Annotated in this window: 8 protein-coding genes and 5 tRNA genes; 12 read left to right on the forward strand and 1 reads right to left on the reverse strand. The window is 52.7% G+C overall.

Features of this window, described 5'->3' with window-relative positions; genetic code table 11:
* Nucleotides 1-3: 3 nt before the first annotated feature.
* From purF to Q334_RS0109755, 3 genes are all read left to right on the forward strand, one after another.
* On the forward strand, nt 4-1524 hold the full coding sequence (gene purF, locus Q334_RS0109745) for an amidophosphoribosyltransferase (RefSeq protein WP_027313050.1): 1521 nt from the start codon (nt 4-6) through the stop codon (nt 1522-1524).
* Between the two features lie 82 nt (nt 1525-1606).
* The gene (locus tag Q334_RS0109750; protein WP_027313051.1) at nt 1607-2818 is read left to right on the forward strand and encodes an O-succinylhomoserine sulfhydrylase; all 1212 of its coding nucleotides are present in this window, start codon (nt 1607-1609) and stop codon (nt 2816-2818) included.
* Nucleotides 2815-3291: a flagellar basal body-associated FliL family protein gene (locus Q334_RS0109755; RefSeq protein WP_027313052.1), complete on the forward strand. Its 477-nt coding sequence runs from the start codon at nt 2815-2817 to the stop codon at nt 3289-3291. Before Q334_RS0109750 ends, Q334_RS0109755 begins: the two co-directional genes overlap by 4 nt.
* A 100-nt stretch (nt 3292-3391) precedes the next feature.
* On the opposite strand, the gene acnB is transcribed toward Q334_RS0109755, so the two are convergent.
* Complete coding sequence (gene acnB, locus Q334_RS0109760) at nt 3392-5968, reverse strand: bifunctional aconitate hydratase 2/2-methylisocitrate dehydratase (RefSeq protein WP_027313053.1); 2577 nt, start codon at nt 5966-5968, stop codon at nt 3392-3394.
* A 308-nt stretch (nt 5969-6276) separates the two neighbouring features.
* Between acnB and miaE the strand changes: the two genes are divergently transcribed.
* The 9 genes from miaE (at nt 6277) to Q334_RS0109805 (ending at nt 12061) form a co-directional block, all read left to right on the forward strand.
* A complete protein-coding gene (gene miaE, locus Q334_RS0109765) occupies nt 6277-6891 on the forward strand; it encodes a tRNA-(ms[2]io[6]A)-hydroxylase (protein WP_027313054.1) in 615 nt (204 codons plus the stop codon).
* A gap of 68 nt (nt 6892-6959) precedes the next feature.
* Nucleotides 6960-7268, forward strand: a complete 309-nt coding sequence (locus tag Q334_RS18670; RefSeq protein WP_035461289.1) for a SelT/SelW/SelH family protein — start codon at nt 6960-6962, stop codon at nt 7266-7268.
* Between the two features lie 4 nt (nt 7269-7272).
* Nucleotides 7273-9822 carry a methyl-accepting chemotaxis protein gene (locus tag Q334_RS20005; protein WP_051527689.1) on the forward strand — a complete coding sequence of 850 codons (2550 nt, stop codon included), beginning with the start codon at nt 7273-7275 and terminating at the stop codon, nt 9820-9822.
* A gap of 141 nt (nt 9823-9963) precedes the next feature.
* Nucleotides 9964-11448 carry a glutamate--tRNA ligase gene (gene gltX, locus Q334_RS0109780; protein WP_027313055.1) on the forward strand — a complete coding sequence of 495 codons (1485 nt, stop codon included), beginning with the start codon at nt 9964-9966 and terminating at the stop codon, nt 11446-11448.
* Between the two features lie 98 nt (nt 11449-11546).
* Nucleotides 11547-11622: transfer RNA gene (locus Q334_RS0109785), tRNA-Ala, on the forward strand.
* 16 nt (nt 11623-11638) lie between these two features.
* Nucleotides 11639-11714, forward strand: a tRNA-Glu gene (locus Q334_RS0109790).
* 45 nt (nt 11715-11759) lie between these two features.
* Nucleotides 11760-11835, forward strand: a tRNA-Ala gene (locus Q334_RS0109795).
* A gap of 15 nt (nt 11836-11850) precedes the next feature.
* Nucleotides 11851-11926 (forward strand) — tRNA-Glu (locus Q334_RS0109800).
* Between the two features lie 59 nt (nt 11927-11985).
* Nucleotides 11986-12061: transfer RNA gene (locus Q334_RS0109805), tRNA-Ala, on the forward strand.
* The last annotated feature ends 43 nt before the right edge of the window (nt 12062-12104 follow it).

A 12104-nucleotide genomic window follows, 5' to 3' on the forward strand; every position in this document is an offset into this window, starting at 1 on the left:
CGAATGTGCGGTATTGTCGGCATTGTTGCCAATTCCTATGTGAACCAGGAAATTTTTGATGCGTTGACGGTGCTGCAGCATCGTGGCCAGGACGCCGCCGGTATGGTGACCTGCCATGAAGGGCGCTTTTACCTGCGTAAAGAAAATGGCCTTGTGCGGGATGTATTCCGTACCCGGCACATGCGTCGCCTGATTGGTAATGTGGGAATTGGCCATGTGCGCTATCCCACGGCCGGGAGCTCTAGCTCTGCCGAGTCACAGCCCTTCTATGTGAACTCGCCCTACGGTATTGCGTTGGCCCACAACGGTAATCTGACCAATACGGATGAGTTGGCTGATGATCTGTTCCGAGAAGACTTGCGCCATATCAACACGACTTCTGACTCAGAGGTCTTGCTGAACGTCCTGGCTCATGAGTTACAGGTGTTGCATAAGCTGCATCTGACGGCCGAGGATATCTTTACCGCGCTGAGTAAGGTGTACAAGCGCATCCGGGGTGCCTATGCGGTAGTGGCGGTGATTGCTGGACACGGCTTAGTGGCTTTCCGCGATCCTCAGGGGATTCGTCCGCTTTGTATCGGTAAGCGTGATGGCGCGGCTGGGCCAGAGTATATGGTGGCATCCGAAAGCTGCGCTATTACTGGTGCGGGTTATAAGCTACTGCGGGATGTGGTACCCGGTGAAGGCGTCTTTATTAATAAAGAAGGCGAGTTTGCTGCACGAGTCTGTGCCGAGCATACCGAATACCGTCCCTGTATTTTTGAACATGTTTATCTGGCTCGTCCGGATGCCATTATCGATGGCATTTCAGTCTATAAGGCCCGCCTGCGGATGGGTGAGCTGCTGGCGGAAAAGGTGCTACGCCAGCGTCCCCAGCATGATATTGATGTGGTCATTCCTATTCCAGATACCAGCCGTACCGCAGCGATGCAGATGGCGTTGAAGCTTGGCGTTAAAATGCGCGAGGGCTTTGTGAAAAACCGCTATATTGGCCGCACCTTCATCATGCCTGGGCAAACTATCCGGGAAAAGTCTGTCCGTCAGAAGCTCAGCCCGATTGAGTTGGAGTTCAAGGACAAGGTGGTTCTATTAGTAGATGACTCTATCGTACGGGGCACTACTTCACGGCAGATTATCGATATGGCACGCGAATGTGGGGCGAAAAAAGTCTATATGGCCTCCGCAGCGCCTGCTATTCGTTATCCTAATGTCTATGGCATTGATATGCCTGCGGCGCGGGAGCTGGTGGCCCATGGTCGTACTGAGGATGAGGTGTGTGCATATATCGGTGCCGACTGGTTGGTGTATCAGGATTTGGAAGATCTGATTGCCTCTACTCAGGGTGGGGATTCGCCGGTGCATCATTTTGACTGCTCGGTATTTGACGGGCACTATGTCACTGGCGACATTGATCAGACTTATTTCGATAAATTAGAATCCATGCGCAATGATGAAGCCAAGGCGCGTTCTCAGCATCCGGGAACGGTAGCCAATGAATCGGCGAACATGTTGCAAAACTTGTGATGTTGAATCGGAGCCAAGTGCTCTGATGCAGTCGAAACGCCGCCATTAGGCGGCGTTTTTGTTCCTGTGGAGATGAAGGTACATGGCAGACAAACAACTAAACTTCGCGCGGCTACAAGCTGATTTGCAAGGCGTAGGGCTGGATACGTTAGCCGTACGGGCAGGGCATCAGCGTACCCTGGAAGCGGAGCATGCCGAGGCGATTTTCCCCACTTCCAGCTTTGTGTTTACCTCGGCAGCAGAGGCCGCGGAGCGTTTTGCCAGTGCTGAAGGTAACATCTATTCACGCTTTACTAATCCGACAGTGCGCGCCTTTGAGCAGCGTATTGCGGCCTTGGAAGGGGGAGAGCGCGGGGTAGCGACCTCGTCAGGAATGGCGGCGATCCTGAGTGTAACGCTGGGAATGTTGCAGCAGGGGGATCATATTCTCTGCTCTCGCTCGGTATTTGGCTCTACCATTACCTTGTTTGATAAATACTTGGCTAAGTTTGGTATCCAGACCAGTTATGTTGATCCTAAGAATGTAGAAGCCTGGCGTCAGGCACTGCGTCCCAATACCAAGTTGTTCTTTATTGAAACCCCCTCTAACCCCTTAGCGGAAATCGTCGATGTGCCTGCATTGTCTGAATTGGCCAAGCAGGCGGGAGCGAAGCTGATCGTTGATAATTGCTTCTGTACGCCAGCATTGCAGCGTCCGTTGGAGCAGGGGGCGGATATTATCGTTCACTCGGCCACCAAGTATTTGGATGGACAGGGGCGTTGTGTCGGGGGTGTGGTGGTGGGTAACCATGCTGATATGGAGCAGGTGTTTGCTTTCCTGCGCACGGCAGGGCCGAGTATGAGTCCCTTTAATGCCTGGGTGTTTTTAAAGGGACTAGAGACCTTGAAGCTGCGCATGTTGGCCCATAGTCAAAATGCATTGGAGCTTGCCCAGTGGCTGGAAGCTCATCCTAAGGTTTTGAAGGTTTATTACAGTGGCTTGCCTAGTCATCCGCAGCATGAGTTGGCTAAGCGTCAACAGCGTGCCTTTGGTGGGGTGCTGGCATTTGAGGTATTAGGTGGTAAAGAGCAAGCATGGCAAGTGATTGACCATACCCGTTTGCTTTCCATTACCGGAAATTTGGGCGACACCCGCAGCACCATCACCCATCCTGCCACTACAACACATGCCAAAATGACGCCGGAGGCCCGTGCTGAGGTGGGTATTCGTGATAGTTTGATTCGGATTTCGGTGGGGCTGGAAGATATTGATGATATTAAAGCCGATCTTGATAGAGGCTTGGAGCTGCTATGAAACAATATATCTGGATGGTGGCGGCAGTAGGGTTATTAGCCGGATGTGGTGACGGTAAAGAAGATAAGACGAATTTTGCTCGCTTGTTCCAAGAGGTACGCCAGCCAGTGGTCAGTCCTTCGGGTAACCGAGACCCGATTCCTGAACACTTTGTTCAGGTGCAGGATCTGCTGATTACCATCCCCAATGGCAAAATGGATATTGATATTACCCTGGAGACCAAAAGCCCTAAGGCGAAGGAAGAGCTTAACAAGCATATGCCGATGGTGCAGCATTACTTAATGCTGGCTTTATCTCAGGTGGATATGTCGGCAGTAGAGGATGAAAAGCAGCGGCAGATGCTGCTGATGCAGGTTCGTGACTATTTGAATGCTAGCCTGCAGCAAGAATACCCGCACCTCTACATAGAGCGCATCTTGGTAGATCGTCTGTGGCAGCAGGCAAGTAAGAAGCCTGCAACCAGTAACCAGTAAATAGCTTGAGGGCTAGCCGGCTTAGTAAGCTGGTTGGTTGCTAGAGAGGCGAAACAAAAAGGCCACCCCGCAGGGGGTGGCCTTTTACATGGTGCTAACCTTAGGCAGCGACTGTGGGAATCACAGTAGAGGCAGCCTTCTGGTAAGACTCGATCTGATGGAAGTTCAGGTAGCGATAAATATCGCCAGCCATAGTGTCCAGGTTCTGGGCGTAAGTCATGTACTCCTCTACGCTGGGCAGTTTGCCCATGATAGAGGCAACCGCCGCCAGCTCAGCCGAGGCCAAGTAGACGTTAGCGCCATCACCCAAACGGTTGGGGAAGTTACGGGTTGAGGTAGAAACAACCGTGGACTTCTCCGCAACACGGGCTTGGTTACCCATGCATAGTGAGCAACCGGGCATTTCCATGCGGGCACCCGCTTTGCCGTAAATGCCGTAGTAGCCTTCCTCGGTCAGTTGATACTGGTCCATCTTGGTGGGCGGAGCCAGCCACAGACGAGTGGGCAGTTGACCCTTCACTTTTTCCAGCAGCTTACCGGCGGCGCGGAAATGACCGATGTTGGTCATGCAGGAACCGATAAAGACTTCGTCAATTTTGTCGCCGGCAACGGAGGACAGCAGACGAGCATCATCGGGATCGTTAGGCGCACACAGAATGGGCTCATTCACTTCCGCCAGATCAATCTCAATGACGGCTGCATATTCTGCATCGGCGTCAGCTGACATCAGTTCCGGCTTAGCCAGCCAAGCTTCCATTGCTTGGATGCGGCGCTCCAGGGTGCGGCGGTCGCCGTAACCGTTAGCGATCATCCACTTCAGCAGTACAACGTTGGACTGCAGGTATTCAGCAACAGAGTTCTCTGACAGCTTGATAGTACAGCCAGCAGCGGAGCGCTCGGCGGAAGCATCGGACAGCTCGAACGCTTGCTCGACAGTCAGTTCTTCCAGGCCTTCGATCTCCAGGATGCGTCCGGAGAAGATGTTCTTTTTACCTTTCTTCTCAACGGTCAGCAGGCCTTGCTGGATGGCGTAGTAGGGGATGGCATGAACCAGGTCACGCAGGGTGATACCAGGCTTCATTTTGCCCTTGAAACGCACCAGTACAGACTCAGGCATATCCAGCGGCATGACGCCAGTAGCGGCAGCAAAGGCAACCAGGCCTGAACCCGCAGGGAAAGAAATGCCCATGGGGAAGCGGGTGTGGGAGTCGCCACCGGTACCTACAGTGTCAGGCAGCAGCATGCGGTTCAGCCAGGAGTGGATGATGCCGTCGCCAGGACGCAGAGACACACCGCCGCGGTTCATAATGAAATCAGGCAGGGTGTGGTGAGTATCAACGTCTACGGGCTTGGGATAAGCAGCGGTATGACAGAAGGACTGCATCACCAGGTCAGCAGAGAAGCCTAGGCAAGCCAGGTCTTTCAGCTCATCACGGGTCATCGGGCCAGTGGTGTCCTGAGAGCCAACAGTGGTCATCTTAGGCTCGCAGTAAGTGCCAGGACGGATACCCTGCACGCCGCAGGCTTTACCCACCATCTTCTGAGCCAGGGTGTAACCCTTGCCGGTGTCAGCGGGCTGATCGGGGCTGCGGAACAGTTTGGAGGGCTCCAGGCCCAGCGCTTCACGTGCTTTGGCAGTCAGACCGCGACCGATAATCAGGTTAATACGGCCACCGGCACGCACTTCATCTAACAGCACTTGAGAACGCAGGCTGAATTCACTGATGACTTCGTCGGTACCATGACGGGTGATTTTGCCAGCATAGGGATAGATGTCGATGACATCGCCCATTTCCATCTGGTTAACATCGCACTCGATGGGCAGTGCGCCCGCATCTTCCATGGTGTTGAAGAAGATAGGTGCAATTTTGCCACCCAGGCAGAATCCGCCGTCGCGCTTGTTGGGGATGAAGGGAATGTCATCACCCATGTGCCACAGCACGGAGTTGGTAGCGGACTTACGTGAAGAGCCTGTACCAACGACATCACCTACATAGGCAACGGGGAAGCCCTTTTCTTTAAGCTGGGGAATAACTTCCAGTGGCTTGTCTACGCCTTCGCGGGGCATTTTCAGCATGGCTAGGGCATGCAACGGGATGTCAGGACGTGACCAGGCATCAGGGGCGGGAGACAGGTCGTCAGTGTTAGTCTCGCCAGGTACCTTGAATACAGTAACAGTGATTTTTTCAGGTACTTCAGGACGGCTGGTGAACCATTCCGCATCGGCCCAGGACTGCATAATGCGTTTGGCGGCAGCATTGCCAGCATCAGCTTTCTCTTTTACATCGTGGAAAGCATCAAACATCAGCAGGGTTTTAGACAGAGCGTTGGCGGCGGAGTCAGCCAACTCAGCATTGTCCAGACAAGAGATTAGGGGCTCGATGTTGTAGCCACCCAGCATGGTGCCCAGCAGCTCGACAGCACGTACCTTGGTGATCAGCGGAGAGTTCGCTTCACCTTTAGCGATGGCAGCCAGAAAGCCTGCTTTGACATAAGCAGCTTGGTCTACCCCGGCAGGGACACGATTTGTCAACAAATCCAGCAGATATTCTTCTTCGCCGGCTGGGGGATTTTTCAGCAGTTCAACCAGCGCGGCGGTCTGCTCAGGATCCAGGGGTTTGGGAGGAATTCCCAGGGCGGCACGTTCTTCTACGTGTTTACGGTAAGCTTCAAGCACGGTATAGCCCTCATCAGTGTAATTTGGCTGCTGGGCGCTGGGCTGATCAGCAGCACTGGTTGAGACCTTTAGGCCTTTCATCAGGGTGAGCGAATTCTAACGTAATCCCGCTTTTAAGTTAAGTATTGTCGACAATTCGCCCTTTAGACTTTGGGGCTAGTCTTGATCAGAAGGCTGCAGGCAGGGCTAACTTGCTGATTTAAGGCTCCGCATGCCTGGCGTGATCCAGTATACTGACGCGCAAATTGACGACACCCCTGCCCAAAGAATTGTTTGCCATTGCCTGGTGCGGGGTTCTGAGGCCTATTATGGATGTGTTAGACGAAATTCAATCTTTTTTAGGGTGTCCTACCCCTGATGCTTGGCTGCAAGCGGCCACCCAAGATTTACATACCCTCTTGATTGATCATGCTCACTGCGAGCAAAAGGCAGCAGCCACAGCGATGTCGCTGATGTACCGCTATCCGAATCATCACGAGCTTTTGATTCGGATGTCGCGTTTAGCCCGGGAAGAGCTGATCCACTTTGAGCAGGTGTTAACGCTAATGCGTAAGCGTGGTATGGAATACCAGCACCTTTCGGCTTCACGCTATGCTTCTGGATTGCGTGATCAGGTCTCCAAACAGGAGCCTCAACGCTTAATTGACGTTTTGATTGTAGGGGCCTTTGTGGAAGCTCGCTCCTGCGAGCGTTTTGCTAAGTTAGCACCTCTATTAGATGAAGAGTTACAGAAATTCTATCTCAGCTTGTTGAAATCTGAAGGGCGTCACTATCAGGACTATCTGAAGCTGGCAGAGCGTTATGCCCAGGCTGATATTAGCCAGCGGGTAGCTGAGTTTCGCTTACTGGAGCAACAGCTCATTGAAGCAGAAGACGACCAGTTGCGGTTTCATAGTGGTACGCCCCGCAGCGTGGCGGCGTAACTGGCAAAACTGGCGCTATCACTTAGACTTGCCTGCAATATAAGCAGCAGTTATTGACAGGGGATTATATGCAAGCGCGGATTGTCATTGAGTATTGTCCGCTATGCCGTTGGATGCTGCGGGCTGCGTGGCTGGCCCAAGAGCTGCTGTCTACCTTTGAGCAAGATCTCAATGAAGTGGCGCTACGTCCCAGCGGTAAAGGCACCTTTAAAGTCTATCTTAATGACCAACAAATTTGGTGTCGGGTAGCGGATGCTGGTTTTCCGGAAGCTAAAGAGTTAAAGCAACGAGTGAGAGATATACTCGATCCCGAGCGAGATCTGGGCCATATCGATCGTGCACGCCAGGTTCAGGCTGACTCGTCCACACAGGAGTAATGTCATGTTGCGTCTGAAAATTCGCGGCAAGCTTGTTCTCACGTATTTGCTGGTGGGATTGTTACCCTTTCTGACCCTGGCGTGGCTGGCTATGGAGACGGCGAGTCAGTCGTTGCAGCGCCAAGCGTTTCAGCAACTGGAATCTGTGCGGGCACTGAAGCAGTCACAATTGCGTGATTATATCAATTCGATTCGTACGGCTATGGATTCATTGCAGGCCCAGGTAGCTGCCTATCAGCGTCGATCTTTGCTGGAGTATCAGGCAGGTCTCAATGATGATGAAAATTATTTTGTCCAGTATCAAAAACGCTTTGGGTTTTATGACGTCTTTTTGATTCGCCCCGATGGTCATATCTTTTATACCGTTGCTAAAGAAGCGGACTACGACACTAATTTGCTCAACGGTCCTTATAAAGACACTAATTTAGGTGAGCTATTCCGTCAGATAATGACGGAAAAAAACTATGCCGTGAGTGACTTTGCACCCTATGCCCCTAGTAATGGTGATCCTGCGGCTTTTGTGGGAGTACCGTTGTTAAATGCGGCAGGAGAGGTGCAGTTAGTGATCGCCACTCAGATTCCGCACGATCGTATTACCCGGGTTATGCAGGAGCGTGAAGGTTTGGGGGAAACTGGAGAAACTTATCTAGTTGGTTCTGATCGGCTTATGCGCTCTGATTCTTATCTTGATCCCCAAAACCATAGCTTGATGGCATCCTTCGCTAATCCGGATAAGGGGAAGGTAGATACCCAGGCGAGCCGAGCGGCGTTAGCAGGGGAGAAAGGCTCCGCCATCATCGAGGATTACAACGGTAATTGGGTGTTGTCAGCTTATGCCCCCTTGGAGTTTGGCGATCACCGTTGGGCCATTATTGCGGAGATAGATGTTGCGGAAGCCTTTGCGGCTATCACCTCGTTGCGTGAGCGGGTGTTGTTGCTGGGGGGAATCGGCGTAGCCTTTATCCTGTTAGTGGCGCTACTGATGTCGGTTCAATTGACCCGTCCCCTGCAGCGCTTGGCTGCTGTTATGTTGGATTTACAAGAACGTAACGATTTTAGTCAGCGTTTGGGCTTACAGGGACATGATGAGGTGGCCCAGGCAGCTGCTGCTGTTGATAGCTTGTTGGCTCAATTGCAACGTGTATTGGGAGATACCGCCAAGGTGGCTGATGCTATTGCCCAGGGAGACTTTAGTCAGCGGGTTAATGTGCAGGCGGAAGGGGATTTGGCACGTTTAACACTGGCGATCAATACCAGTGCAGACCATATTGCCTCCAGCATGGATGCGGTGCAGGAAATGATGCAATCGATGGCGAATGGTCAGTTTGGCCAACAGGTGCGCTCAGACTTGCCGGGCGACTATCAAACGCTGCTTAATCTTTGTGCCTCTGTCAGCCAGGCTGTAGGTTCGGCCATTAGTGGTGTGAGTGAGGTGATGGCGGCAATGAGTCGGGGTGACTTTAGTCTGCGTATGCAAGGACAACTGCAAGGTCAGCTGGCTGATTTACAGCAACATCTCAATAGTTCTCTGGCTATGGTTGAGTCGGCATTGCAGGAGGTGCAGGCGCTTGCTGAGCGTCAAGCACAGGGAGATTTGTCTCAGCTTATGACTGGCCATTATCAGGGGCGCTTTGCTGAGCTGCAGCTGGCGCTGAATAACGCCATGGAGCAAATGGCAGAGCTGGTGCTGGAAGTCAGTGGTGCGGTTCAAGAGGTGGATAACTCGGCGGCGGAAATTGCCCAGGGCAGTGCTGATTTGGCTCAGCGGACGCAGGAGCAGGCTGCCTCTTTGGAGGAGACATCCGCCAGTATGGAGCAAATGACTTCTACTGTGCGTCAGAATACGGACAGTGCACGTGAGGCTGACAAGCTTGCGCAAAACTCCGCTATGGTTACCCGTCAGAGTCATGGCGTGATGCTGCAGGCTTCCGAGGCGATGGATAATATAGAGGCGTCTAGCCGCAAAATAGCGGAAATTATTGGCTTAATTGATTCCATCGCCTTCCAAACTAACCTGTTAGCTTTGAATGCGTCAGTGGAGGCGGCCAGGGCAGGGGAGCATGGCCGTGGTTTTGGGGTGGTTGCAGGTGAAGTGCGGACGCTATCTCAGCGTGCGGCTCAGGCTGCACGAGACATTAAAGAATTAATTAAGGAGTCTGTTTCCCGAGTAGAGGTTGGTACCACCCTGGTACAGCGCTCGGGTGATTCTCTCCAGCAAATCAGTGAAGCTACTGAACGCTTACAAAGTATTATGAATCAAATCGCGACAGCCAGTCAGGAGCAGTCTGCGGGTATCGACGAAGTGGCCAAAGCCGTGCAGCAAATGGATGAGGTGACTCAGCAGAATGCTGCGCTCGTGGAGGAAACCTCCGCAGCGGCCGAGTCCTTGAGTGATAGGGCTCGTCACCTGAACCAATTAATGCGGCGTTTTAAGCTGGCTGGGCAGAATACATCCTCATCACAGCCAGTGCGTACAGCCAAAGTGGCTGCCTCCGCCCCGGCAGCGCCACTGTTAGTTAGTGCAGAGGATGATCAGGAATGGCAGGAGTTTTGATGCTGGAAAGCTGAGGGGCAAAACCTCGGTTAATGGCCGAGTGTTAAAGCCCTGTTTGGCTTTGTTATACTCTGGCAGCATTGGAATTAGGCAAAGAAGCACTTCGGTGCTTCTTTGTGTTTATTGGCAAAAAGGGTATTTATGACCATTCGCACGCGTATTGCGCCGTCACCTACCGGCGATCCCCATGTAGGTACCGCCTATATTGCTTTGTTTAACTTGGCCTTTGCTCGTCAGCACGGCGGCGAGTTTATTCTGCGTATTGAGGATACTGATCAGCAACGCTCTACTCCCGAATCAGAGCAAATGATCCTGGATTCCTTACGCTGGCTGGGTTTGAGCTGGAGTGAAGGGCCTGATGTAGGGGGCCCCCATGGCCCTTACCGGCAAAGCGAGCGCAAAGGCATGTACCGCGAATATGCGGAGCGCTTAGTAGAAGCTGGGCATGCTTTCATCTGTTACCGGACTGCCGCAGAGCTGGATCAGTTACGTGAAGAACGTAAAGAGGCTGGCCTGCATACTGCGCTGAAAGCCAGCGACCTGGAACTGCCGGCGGATGAAGTGGCTAAACGTCAGGCGGCAGGTGCGCCCTATGTGATTCGTATGCGCGTGCCCGAGCAGGGGATTTGTGTCATTGAGGACATGCTGCGTGGCCCGATTGAGCTGGATTGGGCTCAGGTCGATTGCCAGATTCTGCTGAAGTCGGATGGCATGCCGACCTATCATCTGGCCAACGTGGTCGATGATCATCTGATGCAGATTACCCATGTTATTCGTGGGGAAGAGTGGTTACCTTCTGCGCCTAAGCACAAATTGCTTTATGAGTACTTTGGTTGGCAGATGCCGACACTCTGCCATATGCCGTTGTTGCGTAATCCGGATAAGACCAAGCTATCCAAACGTAAAAACCCCACTAGCATCAACTTCTATAAGCGTATGGGTTATTTGCCCGAGGCTTTGTTGAACTATCTGGGGCGGATGGGTTGGTCCATGCCTGATGAGCGGGAGAAGTTCTCACTGGCAGAAATGATTGAGCATTTTGATATTCAGCGTGTCTCACTGGGTGGTCCGATTTTTGACCTAGAGAAACTGAGCTGGCTAAACGGCGTATGGTTGCGTGAGCTTAGCCCTGAAGACTTCGCGGCACGTTATCTGCAGTGGGGATTGAATGCGGCCTACCTGACCCCAGCGATTGAGCATGTCCAGCCGCGTGTAAGTACCTTCAGCGATGTGGTGCCCTTGGCAGGACATTTGCTGTCGGGGCTGATTGAGGTGCAACCTGAGGCCTTTGTCCATAAGAAACTGAGTCAGGATGATGTACGGCGTATCCTGCAGTTTGCCGCCTGGCAACTCGATACCCAGCGTTATTGGGATAAAGATAGTCTCTTTAATTGCCTGAGTGGCTTAGCTAAGGCGCTTGGTTTTAAGGTGGGTGAGTTCTTCTTCCCCCTCTTTATTGCGATTGCCGGTACTTCTTCCACGTTTTCCGTGGTGGATGCCATGGCGATCCTGGGGGCGGATCTGAGCCGTGCCCGGGTACGCCATGCTCTGAATGTGATGGGTGGAACCTCGAAGAAAGAAGCGAAAGCCTGGGAGAAGGAATTCAAAGCATTGCAGGAATCCTAAGGGGCTCTAAGTGCTTGAGAAAACAGGGAAGTTTTTTAAATTTAGCTGTTGACAGGGTGGGGCGATGTCAATAATATACGCCCCGCACCAACGATGACGGGGCTATAGCTCAGCTGGGAGAGCGCTTGCATGGCATGCAAGAGGTCAGCGGTTCGATCCCGCTTAGCTCCACCAATCGTTGAACGAATGCGTCCCATTCGTCTAGTGGCCTAGGACACCGCCCTTTCACGGCGGTAACAGGGGTTCGAACCCCCTATGGGACGCCACTCTTTACAAGATTTTGATTGTGCTTGTTAAGAGTATCCCTTTGTGGGGCTATAGCTCAGCTGGGAGAGCGCTTGCATGGCATGCAAGAGGTCAGCGGTTCGATCCCGCTTAGCTCCACCAACAATCTACTCGTGTGTCCCATTCGTCTAGTGGCCTAGGACACCGCCCTTTCACGGCGGTAACAGGGGTTCGAACCCCCTATGGGACGCCACCTCTCCTCAAGGTTATTCCTGCCTACCCTTCGTAGCTCCTTGAGAAGAGTCCCTCTGTGGGGCTATAGCTCAGCTGGGAGAGCGCTTGCATGGCATGCAAGAGGTCAGCGGTTCGATCCCGCTTAGCTCCACCAATCACCTCCTATTCACTTCTCCATATTGATTGCTCTGTCTGAC

The sequence above is a fragment of the Balneatrix alpica DSM 16621 genome, from assembly GCF_000619885.1.
GTDB classification, from domain to species: domain Bacteria; phylum Pseudomonadota; class Gammaproteobacteria; order Pseudomonadales; family Balneatricaceae; genus Balneatrix; species Balneatrix alpica.